Origin of the sequence: Shewanella sp. KCT (assembly GCF_007636505.1) — a bacterium.
GTDB classification, from domain to species: domain Bacteria; phylum Pseudomonadota; class Gammaproteobacteria; order Enterobacterales; family Shewanellaceae; genus Shewanella; species Shewanella halotolerans.
Window position 1 is genome coordinate 1 of the sequence record NZ_LVDJ01000015.1, and the last position, 15,067, is coordinate 15,067.

The following is a 15,067-nucleotide window of genomic DNA, read 5'->3' on the forward strand; positions in this document are numbered from 1 at the left end:
GGCCAGTTCCTGTTTACGATCCAAGCTAGTACGCGGCGGCGCTATCCAGTCCATCACGTACTGCAGCAATTCCCTTTGGCGCTTAGTCTGGCGAGATCTAGTTTTCATCGACCTGCCGATCCTTGTCCTGGGTGATCACCAATTACACTTGGGTTACAGTGCAAAAGGCGTTTATGTGTTTTACGCTGTCCAACAGGTTTAACAGTTGGCATCAGCCCTTTTTTGCGTAACTGGTACACTCTTGTCATAACCGTATGAATTGTACGTTCCAGCGTAAGACTCATTTCTTCAGGGCCAATTTTTTCATAATTTTCTACAAGGTATTTTTCATCAGCCGTTGTCCAAGGTGACTTGTGCTTAGCATGAAAATCAGGGTGGTAATTCATACGCCCATAACGATCAAAAGTTATTTCATTCGTGCTCATCGGGACTATCTCCTTAGCTGCTCATCAGTGCCGAGCCACAACACTCGGCAGACGCCTCACGGCGTTTCGCAAAAGGTGGCGGAGGTTTATTTCCGCCACCGATTCCCCTAAAGTAATTGCGCCAACAAACACTTAAGGGAAAAACCATGGAACCATCAAAACTCTTTGAACTTGCCGTAAACCTCACGATTGCCGACATCAACGCCGGTGTCATAGCACCAGCTACAATGGGACGCGATGATCAAATAGAAGATAGAATCACTCATCATTTAAAGGTGCTTCGCCGTCAATGGCAGACCTTACATAACGAGGATAATATCGATCGCATTTATTAGTTGGGTCATACACCCTCTTGCCTGCAAGGGGATGTTTACTGAGTAGCCATCCCTTTTTTTCGACGCTGCTTTTTACGCTATTTGTGGAGTCGCGCTGTACTCCTTCATCAGTTGATTTCATTTCAATTCCTTAGCTGCTCATCAGTGCCCGGTCACTACACCAGGCAGACCAACCGGCACGCATGCCGGTGGTTTCGCTTGGGTTACTCGCTCGGGCCTTCTGTCGCCAGGCTTGTCGCGTCCAATGCGCGCTCCAGCCTTTCCATCGCGTCCAGTGCGCGCTTGGCGGCATAAAACAGCGCCTTACGTTTGTCGCACATGGGGGCCGACTTAAAGCCGCGTAACTCGATGAGCATGGTGCCGCACAGTTGCAGGCACAGGTGCGGGGTGTCGCAGGCCAGCAGCCCAAGCTGCTCGCGAAGCGCTGCCAGCTCCAGCGCCATCAGTTCGGCCAGGCGCAGCTTAAAGGCCACCGCATCAAGACTGGCCTCATTGTCGTTAAGCAAAGCGGAAATGTTGCCCATTACGCCGCCCTCATTGCTTGTTTGCCAGCCAGTTCTACGCGCCGTCCAAAATTACGGCAAAATTCCTCCCTGAGTCTGGCCCAGGCTTGATTTTCAAATGTATTGGCGTTCTGACGCGCCATATTCCAAAACTCAGCCGCTTGGGTGTAGCTCCCCTCACGTTCCAACTCTGCCGCTTTTGCAGCCGGTTCCTGGTAGCGGTGATTCTCTTTAAAAGCATTGGTCTTAAACACGATTTAATTCCCCTTAAAACTATGTTGAACTTGCGATTAAAGGCTGCTGATATCCATTGAGATTTGGACGTACTTGCCATTGGGCTGGCGCTCATACAGGCGCAGGTATTCACTGGTACCAGTGATCTGAATGGCATCAGCAATGGCATCCATGGCTTGCTTCCAGTTGTCATCATCGATGTCGAGCTGTCGTAAACTGAGCACCTGATTGACGTTAATGCGACCCTGCTGGTCGACGCGAAACGCATGCTCGACCATAGCCATTAGGCGAGTATCTGCCCCACCAGACCAGGAGTGGATGCACTCATCGATTAGGGCCTTAGCGGTTTGGATACGTTCATCAAAAACGCGATGCTCGCCCACTGCGCGGCGCACCTGGTACTGACCATCAAAACTGGTCAGGGCTACATTGCCTTTTTTACCGCCATACTTGGCCCCATACTCACTGGCTGACAACTCGACGAAGTCAGAGATCTCTCCCATGGTGGCCAACTTAAAATCCAGCATGGCCTGACGAAGCGCTTTGGCCTTAGTGACGACATTGCCCACCACTTCGTCTCGCAACTTGTCCACTGGCTTAATGCGTTCTTCTGCCACCAGGTCTCCGATGGCGTTACGGCGATAACCAGCAGGAATAGCGTTTGTTTGATTATTCATATTCAGTTCACCCCTCAATTAATGCATTTTTCTTGATGCTTCATGTTTGGCTAAGGCCTCAGCCAAAGATTGCCCTTGCACGACTTCGGTATTTACAACCTGGCGACCACCTGCTCGCTCTACGATGGTTTTGGTGATTTCAGGTAAAACCGACTTCATGCTATTCGCCAGCGTTGCTACAACCGCATCTGACAAGGTGCGCTTATCCTCAGCTGCCCCCTCAGTCTTCATGTTGACTTCGAACACACCGACATTGCCTGCATCTGCGTCGTTGATTTCTATAATGAGTTTTGCCATGGGGTTTACTCCTCGTTCCAGCGCACTGTGACGCCGTGAAATTGCACCGCGCCACTGCGACGGCGTATACCTTTAATGTTTTCGATGATGTCGACCGCCATGGCCTGAAGCTCTTTGGTGGGGCGGTCAATGTGGATCACCTTGTTTTTACGACTCAGCACCTTCATACCGCGCAGGCGCAGGGCGGTTACCACGTTAAAAGCAGTTTGCTGATGCATCATTAGGCATCTCCTTCCAGTTCTCGAAACGCTTGTTTAATCAGTGCCTCGTCAATCGCTTTACCTACGCCATTTGCCATAGTTGCAGCCAGGCGAAGCACTTGGTTGAGGTTACGCAGCGCTCCTGGGCGCTCTGCAATTTTTTGCAGTAAATTACGGGCGGGTTGGTTATTGATCTGCCACGCATTGGCAATGGCATTGACGTCATTTTGCTTGGCCTTATGAATGCCAACTTTTTTACTTACGCGGCTAAACAGGCGAGCAAAGTCTTCATTACGACGTCCCCCTGTCAGTTGGCTGTATACACGGTTGTTACCGACCAAGACCAAACCTATGCCCGTTTGCTCCTGTAAAATGCGTAAGGCTTCAAGCGATGGATAATCAAGATGGTCTGCTTCATCGACAACCAGTAGGCCTCCTGTACCACTAAGACGGCGCTTAATCGCACGAGACAGAGAACCTTTGCGCTTCGGCGCATCGTCCATGCCGAGTTCCAAGGCGATTTCATACAAGCATTCACCAATACCACTGACGGCGGGTGATGCGGTGATCATCCAGCAGTTGTTATTGCTGCTAATGTATTGGCGACAGGTGGTGGACTTACCCACACCGCTGGCACCAAACACCACACTGATAAGCTCTGCAGCATGGGCGTAGTTCAGCGCATTTAAGATTTGCTTAGCGGTTTGAGTTTCCACAAACCCAGGGGCTACAATCTGGCTTTTACGGGCATTGCGCAGCTGCAACCATTTATTTAGCTGTTCTGTAACCTCTGCGACACGACCGGTATAAGTGCCATTTAGGTACTGACTAACCACAGAGCTAGACTTGCCAATCTCTTTGGCTAGTTGAGTTTGATTAATGGTCCCATCATCAAGCAGTGGTTTGAGTTGGTCGATCACCTGTTGTTGGTTCAGTGATTGTTCAATTACAACGACATTATTCATAGGGCGGTTTCCTTCCTTAAAGTTCACGGGCCTTTTTGGCAGCCATGAGTTGAGCAACTCCAGCTGCAAATGCGGTTTCGCTATCAAATTGTTCTTCGGTATCAGTGTCTAAGGTCACTTTGCGCACAGTGTTACCTTGGCGCAGGTGAACCAGCTCACTGGCTGCTGGGGCAGGGGTTGTTGGAGTATCAGGCTCCGTTCGGCGCATCAATTCAGCGGCCTCAATAGCATCCATCTGCTGATTAGCCTTAGCAGCCAATTTGTTGGCCTTCACAAACTGCGTACGATGGCGTTTGTGTTCGCGGGCAGCATCGGTGTCGCCAAAAGCGGTTTTATCAATGCATGCTGCTTCGCCAATCAATAGGCCGTTGAGCGTGTAACACACCACAGACGATTGCAGGTTGTCGGGGTCGAAGCGCACCACCACTTTTTTACCGATGTGTTGGAATAAGGCGTCATGGTGATAACGGTTCTTGCGGCCAGCAATACAGCCGCCAGCATCCAGCGTCACGGTGGCATGACGACCAACGCGTACGGCTTCTGCACTCAGCATCAGCATGCGGACTTGCTCCGCATTAGGTTTGCGCACGACGGCATTGGCGTAGCTGTTGTTAAAGGCATCATCAAAGCTCAGTACGCCACGACACACCTCGGTTTGACGATTAGGCCGCTGATTGTATTGGCGTATACCATCAGCCAATACCTGCATAAACGTTTCAACAGGTATCGCTTTGCTGCCGTAGTTATCGGGTTTGGCGGTGGGGTTAGTCCCAGTGTATGCCCCCGCTAATGCGGTATTACGATCAACAAATTCATCCAAACCACCCACGCCAAAGGCGCGTTCAATCGGCTTCGCTTGGCCGTGGCCTTTGCCAAAGTAAACTGATGACCAGTGCAGCTTAATGCCCATCATCGGGATCAAGCCTAGTGGATCGTCCTTGTTTACTTTAAAGCGGTAGCGATTAGCTACACCACCTGTCAGCCATTTGTTGGCGGCGGCGCGAGTGTTATCGATAGTGATCTCACGAGGGATGCCGTACTCGCGCACAACATCCATTAGGCTCAAGCGAATAGTGTCTGTATTTTCACTAATTCCTGTACGCCAGCCTAAGATCTTGCGGGTGCGGATGTCCTGCCAAAACCATGTTTTAGGGCGCACAATTTCGCCGTTGTACCAACGTACAAATACGTTGTGCAGGTAGCCGTCGCCGTTAATCCATTCCATAGCGACAATGTCTTCAACGGTACGTTCTTGCGGCGGGTACAGTTGCATCAAGGCATGTTCACCTTGGCGCAGCAGTACCTGTTGCTCGTGTGGTACTTCTGCTTTTAAGCGACGCTCAAGGCTTTTCACTGACGGAACCACCCACCCCTTTTCTTTGGCGGCATCTTTAAGGCGGTAGTAACAACCTTTGAATGAGGGTTGTTCGAGACGTAGGTAGTCAGCTTTGAAACATGCCCAGGCCTGTTCATCAATATAGGCACGACGGTTCTCAGCTGAGCTCATCGCGCCAATTTGATATTTAGTCAGCAGCTGCGGCAACCAATCGGCAGCGTCATACCCCTTCACACTCAAAACATCTCGTACCAACGTGGATTTTGAAAGTTCGAACTCTCGACTGATATGGGCATACGCGTCCATCTTGGCACAACCTGTTTCAACAAGCGCATAAAAGGCACGCACGTATTCCACCTTACGCTTGGCAGTTTCTTGCGCTTTAGCGCCAGCACGTTCCCACAGCGCCCATAGGGCATCACGGTCATAACGTGGCTGCGCTGGTTTAGGCAGATTCAACAGCTTACCGTCAATCTCCAGCTTGCCTTGGCGCTTGAGTAGCGCTGCACGAGCAGCAGCTGGCAGGCTGTTGATGTGGTATTCACGACCACCTCCACGACCTTCGCGCTTGCGGAACGCCCAGTTTTCTTTACTTGCACGAATTACTACACCTTGAGGTGATTTGGGACAGTCTGGTAAACCAGCGATTTCAGATGATGGTAAATATTGATTAATGTCAGTCATTTTCGCCCCCGAATAGTTCCAGTTCAGGGGTCAATGACTTATTAACATTCTCGCGGTGCCAGGCAATGCCGCTCATTAACCGCGTTAACGCGCCCAGGGTTTCCTCGGCTTCTGTTTGCCCATCATAAAACTTAATCAACAGTCCCATCGCATCACTAAAGCTTCCCTGCACGGCGTTAATGTCACTGGCATCAGCGCGTTTGCCGGCGGGAATGTCAATCACCAGTTGTCCACCCGAGGTCGCCAAATAACGTGTCATCAGGGTAATGCCACAGGCATGTTCAAATGGCCGGATTAAGACAGAAGGCATACGCCCATTTTCCAACCACTTATATAATGTCCATTTATTGGGTAACCCCATTAAATCTGCCACACGGTCAACCGACAGGTTTTTCCGCTCACGGGCATGTGCTAAGCACAATTCCATCGCATGCCTCAGGCTGTTGGCAGTGACTTTTTTCCAGTTTCTAGTTGCCATTGGATCAGCTCCTGAACTCTTATTTCCAAATAAATCTAAATCGTGGACCTAGGCTTTTACGTCTAAGCTTTCTACACTGAGCAACATCAACAATCGACAAGGAAAGTGACATGAGTAAACCGCTTAAAATCCCTAATACACTCATACAAATGGATGCCGAAACCTTGCACAGCGATGTAACCAACTTCATCTTCGTTTCCACTCATGCTTTGCATGTTGAGCTGCAACAAATACGCACTCTCTTGCCAGACGTTTTAGTACCCGAAGTTCGTCCCGACACTTCAACATCCAGCGTAAAGGCGCTAGCCGAATGTGTTGGTACCGCGTTGCCTTTTCCTGTAACACCCACTGACGATGAGCTGCAATATGCGCTCTCGCTTCTTCCACAGAAGCAAATCGCACTCCTTCATGCTCGGCTTCGCAAGCTTGAGCATCAATGGATTTGGTTGGTTGAAGACGAACACTGTCAGCTGTTTGCGGTGCCGCCGGTTTGGCATGTTCGCTGGAGCATGTTGATTGCTGGTCAGCTGTATCCTGCGTACATTGGTGGGGTGTTTTTTTAAGTGCCCCCATCAAGCCACCTCGCGTGCCAGTACATTGCTATTAGTAGATGTGCTAAACTCATCCTCGTAACGGCTCGGCCAAATTTCAGCAGCGGTAACGCCAATGGCTTCAGCAATAATTTGCTCGCCTTTCGGCCATTTTCTATCGAGTGCGTTTTGCAGTGTGTTAGACGCCAGACCGTGGGCTTTTGATAATTTGGTAAGTGAACCACAGGCTTTGCGAACTTCCGCTAGAATGTCTTGCCTGTGCCAGTCGTTAGATATGCGTGAGTTGTTCTTGCGCATTTTTTTGGCCTCTTTTGTTAGTCGTTCATTTGAAATGACAGGTTTATGTGCACGACTAATAATCCATCTTTTTGAAATGATGGTCAACCCAAAAAAATGCTTTCAAGTTAAAAAATAGACTCAGATCTACACAAATAAAATTAAATGCTGTTGATTCAAACAGTTGTGTCTGCGCAAAAGAATGGATAAAAACTTGAATGAGTGTTTCAACTTTAAAGGGACAAGTTGAAAGTTTCCGGATCCGCTTAAATGAGTTGATCGGTGACCAAAGCTTGCGCGCATTTGCTAACAAATGCGCTTTATCAGAGACAGCAATAAGAAAGTATTCTGTCGGGGAATCAACGCCAAATATAGAAAGGCTATACCAGATAGCTAATGCAACCGGTGCATCAATCAATTGGCTTACTACAGGGTTTGGGTCCATGTACCAAGATGGAACAAGTTATTTTGGATTTACAGACATTCCTCCAAGCCAATCAATTAAGCCTGCTAGCACTTATATGGGCGAATCACCCAAACAACATCAACTCATTAAAGACGAATACGCACTAATACCTGTATATCAGGTGGCGGTATCAGCGGGTAATGGCAGTTTTGTAGAGAATGAACGTCCTGAAAAGTACCTGGCATTTCGCCGTAGATGGTTAAAATGGCGTGGGTTTGACGAGCAGGAGCTAGCAGTGGTACTGGCTAATGGCGATAGTATGGAGCCGACTATCCCTAATAAAAGCACGCTCGTGGTACACACTGGTCGCAAGCAGCCTAAGGATGGCAACATCTACGTGATCCGCAACGGCGACCAGGTATGGGTTAAGCGTATCCAGGTTAAACCTAGCTCATGGCTGTTACTTAGTGAGAATAATTTCTATCCACCAATAGAGATCCCAATGACAGAACAAAGTCAGTTTGAAATCATTGGCCAGGTAGTTCACATCTCACGTGACGTTGGTGAATAGCATTTAAAGACGATTTAAAAGCTAGTTGCAAGACATCATCATTTATCAAAGTAAGAGGCGTAAACCTTGATGGTCGCGCCTCATTTCTCAAACCCCGATTTTTCAGTTTCCCGATGATAACTGACCATCTCTCACCGAGCCATCATCGGCTATAAACCTTGATACGCGGGCTTTCTACTGAATATTTACTCGCCAAATTTTAGCTAATTTCGTTTGTTCTCGGTTTTCATGTTCATTTATCAATACTCAAGACCCTATACACAGGGGATCGACCTGTTAAAGGCTATTCGTGCTGATGACAACCTGAAACACATTCCTGTGTTGATGGTGACTGCGGAAGCGAAAAGGGAACAGATCATTGCAGCGGCGCAGGCCGGTGTGAATGGCTATGTGGTGAAACCTTTTACTGCGGCGACATTGAAAGAGAAGTTAGACAAAATTTTCGAACGACTCGGTTAATCAAGGTTGAGCTATGCAGGCAGAAACTTCAGGGCTGATCAATCTAGCACAGGCCAAGCAACTCGTTGATCTGCTAGAGGCGGGTCAACAAGAGATGGCCGATGAGCTAATTCGCGATATCGCCAGCCCGATTCAGAAAGAGCTGTTTGACGAGGTGGGTCGCCTAACCCGTCAGCTTCACAGTGCCATAGTGGACTTTCAGGTGGACGGTCGCCTCGTGGAGCTGGCTAATAGCGAAATTCCCGATGCCAAAGAGCGCCTCAATTATGTCATCGACATGACGGAACAGGCCGCCAATAAAACCATGGACGCCGTCGAAGAGTCTCTGCCCCTTGCAGATGCCCTTACCATGAACGTACAGGCCGTTAAGCCTTCCTGGGATCGCCTGATGCGTCGAGATATTCAGCTGCACGAATTTAAGGCGCTTTGCCATGATGTTCAGCAGTTTATCGAACGCAGCGAATCCGATTCCAATCGTTTAAAAGAGTTACTCAACAACATATTGCTGGCCCAGGACTTCCAAGATCTGACCGGACAGATGATCCGCCGGGTGATCGAGCTGGTGCGAGAGGTTGAGAGTAACCTGGTCTCTATGTTGACCGTATTTGGCGAGCAGCCCGCAACGGATAAACCCCGTGCATCAGAGAAGTGCGTCGAAGCTGAAGGTCCTATTATGAACGCTGATCAGCGTGATGATGTCGTGACAGGGCAAGATGAAGTCGATGACTTGCTGTCGAGTCTAGGTTTCTAAGTAGGAGTCATATGAATGTCCTTTGATGTTGATGAAGAGATACTGCAGGACTTTTTGATTGAAGCGGGCGAGATCCTTGAGCTTCTCTCTGAACAGCTGGTGGCGTTAGAAAATAACCCCGACGACACCGAACTACTCAATGCCATCTTCCGTGGATTCCATACCGTTAAAGGCGGCGCCGGCTTCTTGAGTCTGACGCCCATGGTGGATGTTTGTCACGAAGCGGAAAACACCTTCGACCTGTTGCGTACAGGTAAGCGCAGCGTTTCTGCCGAGCTGATGGATATCATTCTCCAGGCAGTCGACACCATCAACTCTATGTTTGCCGAGACCCAGGCGGGTGTCGAGCAAAGCCCTGCCGATGAAGGCCTGTTAGCTAACCTTAAATTATTGAGCTCTGGTGGTTTACTGCCATCCGAGCAGGGCGGGGCATCAGTTGAAGCCGTTGCCGAAACGCCGGTTGAACCGGTTGTCGAAATACCAGCAGATGACGGTATCGAGCTGTTTGATATGCCGCTCGATGATGGTGTCGAACTGTTCGACGAGCCGGTAAACGATGCGCCCGTGACCTCTATCGCCGGTGAAGGCGACATTGATGAGATCGATGAATCTGAATTCGAAGCCCTGCTCGATGCCCTTCATGGCAGCGGTAAGGGCCCATCAAGTACGGCCCCTGCAGGTGCGGCGCCGATTCAGGCGAGCGACAGCGACGACATCACAGACGATGAGTTCGAGTCGCTACTCGATGAACTGCATGGCTCGGGTAAGTTCCAGGCTCCTTCGGCTCCTATTGCCAAGGTGCCAGAGCCGACCTCGCCGCCGGTGGATGCCGATGAGATCACCGACGATGAATTTGAAAAGCTGCTCGATGAGCTGCATGGCGCCGGTGCCGGCCCTGGCAGTGAGACAAGCACACCAGTAGCCCCTGCCGCTAAGGCGCCAGCAGTTCCTGCGCCGAATAAAGTCGCCACCCCTGCGCCGAGTAATGTTAAGGCTCAGAGCGTTAAGTCGCAACCCGTGGAGGCGCCAGCTCCTAAGCCTGTGGTGAAAGAGAAGGCCGCAGCCAAGGCGCCAGCGACCAATATGCCTCAGGCGGAAACCACAGTGCGCGTCGATACCGCGCGCCTGGATCAGATCATGAACATGGTCGGTGAGCTGGTATTGGTGCGTAACCGCCTGCTTAGCCTTGGAATTTCCCGCGATGATGAGGATATGTCTAAGGCGCTGGCGAACCTGGATCTGGTAACTGCCGATCTGCAGGGCGCAGTGATGAAGACGCGTATGCAGCCGATCAAGAAGGTGTTTGGCCGCTTCCCTCGTGTAGTACGTGACTTAGCGCGCAGCCTGAATAAAGAGATCGATCTTCGCATGATAGGTGAAGATACGGATCTGGATAAGAACCTGGTTGAAGCCCTTGCGGATCCTTTGGTTCACCTGGTGCGTAACTCGGTTGACCATGGTATCGAGATGCCTGACGAGCGTGAAGCTAATGGCAAGTCGCGTACAGGGACTATTACCCTTTCTGCCAGTCAGGAAGGTGACCATATCCTGCTCAAGATTGAAGATGATGGCGCGGGGATGGACCCAGATAAGCTCAAGCAGATCGCCATCAAGCGCGGCGTGCTCGATGAGGATGCCGCAGCGCGCATGTCTGATGAAGAGGCCTATAACCTTATCTTCGCCCCAGGTTTCTCTACAAAAGTGGAGATCTCCGATATCTCAGGCCGCGGCGTCGGCATGGATGTGGTGAAGACGCGTATCACTCAGTTAAACGGTACCGTGCATATCGATTCCTTGAAAGGTAAAGGGACTTGCCTGGAGATTAAGGTGCCGCTCACCCTGGCGATTATGCCGACCCTGATGGTGGAAGTGGCTCAGCAGGTATTTGCCCTGCCGCTGTCGAGCGTTAGCGAGATCTTCCACCTGGATCTGACAAAGACAAATGTTGTCGATGGCCAGCTGACCGTCATAGTGAGGGAAAAGGCGGTGCCACTCTTCTATCTCGAGCATTGGCTGAGTCGTAAGGCGGTGAGCTTTAAGCATGGCGACAAGCAACACGGTCACGTGGTGATAGTGCAGCTGGGTACCATGCAAATAGGCTTCGTGGTTGACTCCTTGATCGGTCAGGAAGAGGTAGTGATAAAGCCTCTGGGCACCTTGTTACACGGCACCCCAGGCATGGCTGGCGCGACTATTACCTCTGACGGTGGCATCGCATTGATATTAGATGTGCCCGGCTTATTGAAACATTACGCCAAGAACAAGAAATAACAGTTAGCGGCACAGTGAGCTATAGGATCAGCGTGATGCCCAGAGGCGTCACGCTTTGTTTCGGCAAGGATCCTGTTGTAGATAGGAATTTGAATGGCCATAAAAGTATTAGTTGTCGATGATTCAAGCTTTTTTCGTCGCCGAGTCAGTGAGATTGTCACCAAGGATGCGGAGTTAGAGGTCATAGGCACGGCGTCTAATGGCGCCGAGGCGGTCAAGTTGGCGCAGCAGTTAAAGCCACAAGTGATCACCATGGATATCGAGATGCCTGTGATGGACGGCATCAGCGCCGTGCGTGAGATCATGGCGAAGTGTCCGACCCCCATCTTGATGTTCTCATCTCTTACCCACGATGGCGCCAAGGCAACCCTGGATGCCCTGGAAGCGGGTGCGTTAGATTTTCTTCCTAAACGATTTGAAGATATTGCCACCAACAAGGATGAGGCGATTGCTCTGTTGCAGCAGCGCATCAAGGCGCTGGGCCGTCGCCGCGTATTCCGTCCCATATTGCCAAGAAGTGTGCCGCCAAAGCCAGCGACAACCTCTGCTTCTACGACAGCGCCGACAAGAGAGATGGCGCAGCGTCCAGCGCCGCGTCCGAGCGCGCCTGTTACCCGCGCCAGTGGTAAGAAATATAAGCTTTTGCTGATCGGCACCTCAACCGGTGGGCCAGTTGCGCTGCAGCGGATATTGACCAAGCTGCCGGCGAACTATCCTCATCCTATTCTGCTTATCCAGCATATGCCGGCTGCCTTTACGCCCGCTTTCGCCGCACGCTTAAATGGTCTGTGCGCCATCGAGGTGAAGGAGGCGCAAAATGGCGATCAGCTCAGGGCAGGCTGCGCCTACCTGGCACCCGGTGGCATGCAGATGATGTTAGAGCGCGGCGGCAGCTATGGTCGCATCAAGATAGTGGCCGGTAGCGCCGAAATGAATTATAAGCCCTGTGTCGACATTACTTTTGCCTCGGCCTCAAAGCTGAGTGGCGGCGAGACCCTGGCCGTGATATTGACAGGCATGGGCGCCGATGGTCGCGAAGGGGCCAGGATGCTTAAGAATGTCGGGGCGACTATCTGGGCTCAAGATGAGGCCAGCTGCGTCGTTTACGGCATGCCACAGGCGGTAACCGCCGCTGGGATCTCCAGTCAGTCGATAGCGCTCGATGATATGGCCGAGGCCATCATTCGCGAGAGCGGACGTGGCTAGGCAGCGACAAGGCCTCAGCACCACTGTGCTGTTGCTGTTTTTTCTCTTGTTAGTTTGCTGCCTGGTGACCGGATCACTCTATCTCGACCTGAGGCATAAGAATGGCTTGCTAGAGGAGAAAGTAGCCCAGCTAGAGAAGAGTCAGGTGCTGCTGATGGTGCCAGACGAGCAGGCAAAGGCCTTGGCCGATTGGATGGAGAATAATCCAGAGTTTACTCAGTCTATCATCAAGCAGGCCGAGCCTGGCAGCCAGGTAAGAGTCGAGATTGGTCCTGAAGTGCCAGAGGCGATCGCAAGGCATGCGACAGACAGCCCTACAGGCAGCCATAGTGAACGAACCGATAGCCTCAAAGAACAGACAGCTAATCGTGATAAACAGCAGGAGCAGACTAAGCTAACGCCCTTGTTGCCTGCGATGGAAGCTGAAGCGCCGAGCCAGAGTGAGCATCAAAGCGAGAAGCAGCGCGAGCAAAAGGTGGCCAGCGCCACAGATAAGGTGACACAGGATGGTCAAACGCCATCGCAGCCGGTTAAGCTGTCAGAAGATAAAGATGGTGTTAAAGTAATAAGCCTGCCCCATGGCGGCATTCGAGTCACGACTCGCGAAGATAATTAAAACGATAACCTGATGGCGATACGCTCGAGGATTTAAGGGGTTTTACTTGAAGATCTGGACCATAGCAAATCAAAAAGGGGGCGTGGGTAAGACGACCACAGTGGCGAGCCTGGCTGGCGCCATGGCAAAGCGGGGCAAACGAGTCTTGATGATAGACACAGACCCCCACGCGTCTTTGGGCTACTACCTGGGCATAGATTCTGAAGAGGTGCCCGCCTCGCTCTATGATCTGTTTCTGAAACACAAGAACTTGAGTAAAGATCAGGTGCTTGCCCATATTGTCCCCACTAAGGTGGAAGGGATAGATCTCTTGCCGGCCACCATGGCGCTGGCAACGCTGGATCGCTCGCTCGGCCATCAGGAAGGGATGGGCTTGATCCTTAAACGCCTGCTTGCCTTAGTTGCCGACCAATACGACGTCGCCCTCATCGATTGCCCGCCGGTATTGGGGGTGTTGATGGTTAACGCCCTCGCGGCCAGCGAGCACATCATTATCCCTGTGCAGACTGAGTTCCTGGCAATCAAGGGGCTAGATCGCATGGTCAAGACCATGACGCTCATGGGTCGCTCTAAGAGCACCACCTACAGCTATACAATCGTTCCGACCATGTACGACAGACGCACCAAGGCCTCACCCGCCGCCCTGCAACAGCTGGGGGAAGAGTATGGCGATGTGCTTTGGCCAGATGTTATCCCGGTGGATACCAAGTTTCGTGATGCCAGCCTGGCGCACCTGCCAGCCTCGCACTACGCCAGCCATTCACGCGGTGTTAAGGCCTATGAGAGATTGCTCGACCACCTGCTGACCAAGGAGTTTGCGCATGTCAAACTCGGTTGACGAAGCGGTCTTTAATTATTTTTCCTTGCTGCTCACCGAGCCCGGTGAAGAGAGCGTCGCGGCCGACAAGCCTGAAGTAAAGGGCGAGCAGGCGATAGCACAAAATGGTCAAATGAGTGGCTCTGCACCTGCAGTTAAACGTCAGCCTCTTAGCGAACAGTCTAAACCGCGCCCGGTGGTCACTCAGGCTACCCCGACACCGCTCAATAAGCTCGCGCTCGAGCAATTGCTGGCGCCGGTGAGTGAGTTAGATGTTCAGACAGAAACTCAGACAGAAACTCAGACTGCAAGCAAGATTGAGCTCAAAACGCTCGATACCAAACCTGCAAGCGTCGAAACGATGACACAAGCTGTATCGGTTCAGACCAAATCTGAGTCGCAAGTTAAGCAAAAAATCGAAGAAAAATTAGAAACTTCGGCTAGTATTAAGCAAGAGCAAGTCGTTAGCGACAAGGTCAATTTGGCCGCGGCGCCGCAGACGCAAACTGGCGCGACACCACCAGGGGTGACAGAGGAGTTAGTCGAGCAGCTCGACGATGAGTTTCAGGTGCTGTTTTTCAAGGTGGCGGGGCTCACGTTGGCCGTGCCCTTGGTAAGCCTTGGCGGAATTGTTAAGGTGGAGCGGATCAATCACATTATGGGGCGACCCGCCTGGTATCTTGGGGTTCAAACCCATAGGGATTCGCAACTCAATATTGTCGATTCGGGTGCCTGGGTAATGCCGGAAAAATATGATGATAAACTGGCGCAATCCGTTGATTACCAATATATTGTACTCTTAGAGGACAGTAATTGGGGGCTGGCCTGTGAGTCTTTGGTGAATTCCGTCAGAATTTTAAAGTCAGAAGTTAATTGGCGTACCAAAGCGGGTAAACGTCCTTGGCTGGCTGGCGTCGTAAAAGAACAGATGTGCGGCATTTTACATGTGCAGGCACTCATTGAATTATTAAATTTGGGTTTAGGTAGTCAGGACTCTATTGGCTGAGGT

Annotated in this window: 19 protein-coding genes, 2 other RNA genes and 1 pseudogene; 10 read left to right on the top strand and 12 right to left on the bottom strand. The window is 51.1% G+C overall.

The genetic code is table 11. The annotated features are described in order from the left end of the window. Nucleotides 1-104: 104 nt before the first annotated feature. Both AYI87_RS17660 and AYI87_RS17665 read right to left on the bottom strand, forming a co-directional pair. On the bottom strand, nt 105-425 hold the full coding sequence (locus AYI87_RS17660; RefSeq protein WP_144204000.1) for a hypothetical protein: 321 nt from the start codon (nt 423-425) through the stop codon (nt 105-107). 11 nt (nt 426-436) lie between these two features. Then, nucleotides 437-497, bottom strand: an RNA gene (locus AYI87_RS17665) — hammerhead ribozyme type II. Between the two features lie 74 nt (nt 498-571). Here AYI87_RS17665 and AYI87_RS17670 point away from each other — a divergent pair. Continuing rightward, the gene (locus AYI87_RS17670) at nt 572-760 is read left to right on the top strand and encodes a hypothetical protein (protein ID WP_144204001.1); all 189 of its coding nucleotides are present in this window, start codon (nt 572-574) and stop codon (nt 758-760) included. Nucleotides 761-888: 128 nt separating this feature from the next. Here AYI87_RS17670 and AYI87_RS17675 read toward each other — a convergent pair. From AYI87_RS17675 to AYI87_RS17715, 9 genes are all read right to left on the bottom strand, one after another. Beyond that, nucleotides 889-960: hammerhead ribozyme type II (locus AYI87_RS17675), an RNA gene on the bottom strand. Between the two features lie 3 nt (nt 961-963). Beyond that, nucleotides 964-1,284 (bottom strand): hypothetical protein, encoded by a 321-nt coding sequence (locus AYI87_RS17680; RefSeq protein WP_144204002.1) that lies wholly within the window; start codon nt 1,282-1,284, stop codon nt 964-966. Continuing rightward, nucleotides 1,284-1,517, bottom strand: coding sequence for an ANR family transcriptional regulator (locus AYI87_RS17685; protein ID WP_186300666.1), 234 nt, complete (start codon nt 1,515-1,517; stop codon nt 1,284-1,286). Before AYI87_RS17685 ends, AYI87_RS17680 begins: the two co-directional genes overlap by 1 nt. A gap of 36 nt (nt 1,518-1,553) precedes the next feature. Beyond that, the gene (locus AYI87_RS17690; protein WP_144204004.1) at nt 1,554-2,174 is read right to left on the bottom strand and encodes a DUF3164 family protein; all 621 of its coding nucleotides are present in this window, start codon (nt 2,172-2,174) and stop codon (nt 1,554-1,556) included. An 18-nt stretch (nt 2,175-2,192) separates the two neighbouring features. Continuing rightward, complete coding sequence (locus AYI87_RS17695; protein WP_144204005.1) at nt 2,193-2,471, bottom strand: hypothetical protein; 279 nt, start codon at nt 2,469-2,471, stop codon at nt 2,193-2,195. Nucleotides 2,472-2,476: 5 nt separating this feature from the next. Continuing rightward, the gene (locus AYI87_RS17700; RefSeq protein WP_144204006.1) at nt 2,477-2,692 is read right to left on the bottom strand and encodes a hypothetical protein; all 216 of its coding nucleotides are present in this window, start codon (nt 2,690-2,692) and stop codon (nt 2,477-2,479) included. After that, nucleotides 2,692-3,636, bottom strand: coding sequence for an AAA family ATPase (locus AYI87_RS17705; RefSeq protein WP_144204007.1), 945 nt, complete (start codon nt 3,634-3,636; stop codon nt 2,692-2,694). Before AYI87_RS17705 ends, AYI87_RS17700 begins: the two co-directional genes overlap by 1 nt. Nucleotides 3,637-3,652: 16 nt before the next feature. Continuing rightward, complete coding sequence (locus AYI87_RS17710; protein WP_144204008.1) at nt 3,653-5,656, bottom strand: transposase domain-containing protein; 2,004 nt, start codon at nt 5,654-5,656, stop codon at nt 3,653-3,655. Then, nucleotides 5,649-6,134, bottom strand: coding sequence for a helix-turn-helix domain-containing protein (locus tag AYI87_RS17715; protein WP_144204009.1), 486 nt, complete (start codon nt 6,132-6,134; stop codon nt 5,649-5,651). The genes AYI87_RS17710 and AYI87_RS17715 overlap by 8 nt, the downstream gene beginning before the upstream one ends. 110 nt (nt 6,135-6,244) lie before the next feature. Between AYI87_RS17715 and AYI87_RS17720 the strand changes: the two genes are divergently transcribed. After that, nucleotides 6,245-6,697, top strand: coding sequence for a hypothetical protein (locus AYI87_RS17720; protein ID WP_144204010.1), 453 nt, complete (start codon nt 6,245-6,247; stop codon nt 6,695-6,697). 9 nt (nt 6,698-6,706) lie between these two features. Here AYI87_RS17720 and AYI87_RS17725 read toward each other — a convergent pair whose 3' ends face one another. Further along, nucleotides 6,707-7,069, bottom strand: a complete 363-nt coding sequence (locus AYI87_RS17725; RefSeq protein WP_260865175.1) for a helix-turn-helix domain-containing protein — start codon at nt 7,067-7,069, stop codon at nt 6,707-6,709. A 110-nt stretch (nt 7,070-7,179) separates the two neighbouring features. Between AYI87_RS17725 and AYI87_RS21335 the strand changes: the two genes are divergently transcribed. The 8 genes and pseudogenes from AYI87_RS21335 (at nt 7,180) to AYI87_RS17765 (ending at nt 15,064) form a co-directional block, all read left to right on the top strand. Continuing rightward, the gene (locus AYI87_RS21335; protein ID WP_222116786.1) at nt 7,180-7,938 is read left to right on the top strand and encodes a S24 family peptidase; all 759 of its coding nucleotides are present in this window, start codon (nt 7,180-7,182) and stop codon (nt 7,936-7,938) included. Between the two features lie 252 nt (nt 7,939-8,190). Next, nucleotides 8,191-8,397, top strand: a pseudogene (locus AYI87_RS17735) (response regulator); the annotation flags it as partial. 13 nt (nt 8,398-8,410) lie between these two features. Next, on the top strand, nt 8,411-9,148 hold the full coding sequence (locus AYI87_RS17740) for a protein phosphatase CheZ (protein WP_011865186.1): 738 nt from the start codon (nt 8,411-8,413) through the stop codon (nt 9,146-9,148). 15 nt (nt 9,149-9,163) lie between these two features. Then, nucleotides 9,164-11,419, top strand: a complete 2,256-nt coding sequence (locus tag AYI87_RS17745) for a chemotaxis protein CheA (protein WP_144204011.1) — start codon at nt 9,164-9,166, stop codon at nt 11,417-11,419. A 93-nt stretch (nt 11,420-11,512) separates the two neighbouring features. After that, complete coding sequence (locus AYI87_RS17750; RefSeq protein WP_144204012.1) at nt 11,513-12,625, top strand: chemotaxis response regulator protein-glutamate methylesterase; 1,113 nt, start codon at nt 11,513-11,515, stop codon at nt 12,623-12,625. After that, nucleotides 12,618-13,241, top strand: a complete 624-nt coding sequence (locus tag AYI87_RS17755) for a hypothetical protein (RefSeq protein WP_144204013.1) — start codon at nt 12,618-12,620, stop codon at nt 13,239-13,241. The genes AYI87_RS17750 and AYI87_RS17755 overlap by 8 nt, the downstream gene beginning before the upstream one ends. Before the next feature lie 46 nt (nt 13,242-13,287). Continuing rightward, nucleotides 13,288-14,079, top strand: a complete 792-nt coding sequence (locus AYI87_RS17760) for a ParA family protein (protein ID WP_144204014.1) — start codon at nt 13,288-13,290, stop codon at nt 14,077-14,079. Further along, nucleotides 14,063-15,064, top strand: coding sequence for a chemotaxis protein CheW (locus AYI87_RS17765; RefSeq protein ID WP_144204015.1), 1,002 nt, complete (start codon nt 14,063-14,065; stop codon nt 15,062-15,064). Before AYI87_RS17760 ends, AYI87_RS17765 begins: the two co-directional genes overlap by 17 nt. The last annotated feature ends 3 nt before the right edge of the window (nt 15,065-15,067 follow it).

Excerpts from the sequence above, each read along its gene's own strand:
- AYI87_RS17745 (WP_144204011.1), top strand. The coding sequence starts at position 9,164 with ATGTCCTTTGATGTTGATGAAGAGATACTGCAGGACTTTTTGATTGAA.
- AYI87_RS17695 (WP_144204005.1), bottom strand. The coding sequence starts at position 2,471 with ATGGCAAAACTCATTATAGAAATCAACGACGCAGATGCAGGCAATGTC.
- AYI87_RS17660 (WP_144204000.1), bottom strand. The coding sequence starts at position 425 with ATGAGCACGAATGAAATAACTTTTGATCGTTATGGGCGTATGAATTAC.
- AYI87_RS17705 (WP_144204007.1), bottom strand. The coding sequence starts at position 3,636 with ATGAATAATGTCGTTGTAATTGAACAATCACTGAACCAACAACAGGTG.
- AYI87_RS17765 (WP_144204015.1), top strand. The coding sequence starts at position 14,063 with ATGTCAAACTCGGTTGACGAAGCGGTCTTTAATTATTTTTCCTTGCTG.
- AYI87_RS17720 (WP_144204010.1), top strand. The coding sequence starts at position 6,245 with ATGAGTAAACCGCTTAAAATCCCTAATACACTCATACAAATGGATGCC.
- AYI87_RS17690 (WP_144204004.1), bottom strand. The coding sequence starts at position 2,174 with ATGAATAATCAAACAAACGCTATTCCTGCTGGTTATCGCCGTAACGCC.
- AYI87_RS17680 (WP_144204002.1), bottom strand. The coding sequence starts at position 1,284 with ATGGGCAACATTTCCGCTTTGCTTAACGACAATGAGGCCAGTCTTGAT.
- AYI87_RS17740 (WP_011865186.1), top strand. The coding sequence starts at position 8,411 with ATGCAGGCAGAAACTTCAGGGCTGATCAATCTAGCACAGGCCAAGCAA.
- AYI87_RS17700 (WP_144204006.1), bottom strand. The coding sequence starts at position 2,692 with ATGATGCATCAGCAAACTGCTTTTAACGTGGTAACCGCCCTGCGCCTG.
- AYI87_RS17670 (WP_144204001.1), top strand. The coding sequence starts at position 572 with ATGGAACCATCAAAACTCTTTGAACTTGCCGTAAACCTCACGATTGCC.
- AYI87_RS17710 (WP_144204008.1), bottom strand. The coding sequence starts at position 5,656 with ATGACTGACATTAATCAATATTTACCATCATCTGAAATCGCTGGTTTA.
- AYI87_RS17750 (WP_144204012.1), top strand. The coding sequence starts at position 11,513 with ATGGCCATAAAAGTATTAGTTGTCGATGATTCAAGCTTTTTTCGTCGC.
- AYI87_RS17715 (WP_144204009.1), bottom strand. The coding sequence starts at position 6,134 with ATGGCAACTAGAAACTGGAAAAAAGTCACTGCCAACAGCCTGAGGCAT.
- AYI87_RS21335 (WP_222116786.1), top strand. The coding sequence starts at position 7,180 with ATGAGTGTTTCAACTTTAAAGGGACAAGTTGAAAGTTTCCGGATCCGC.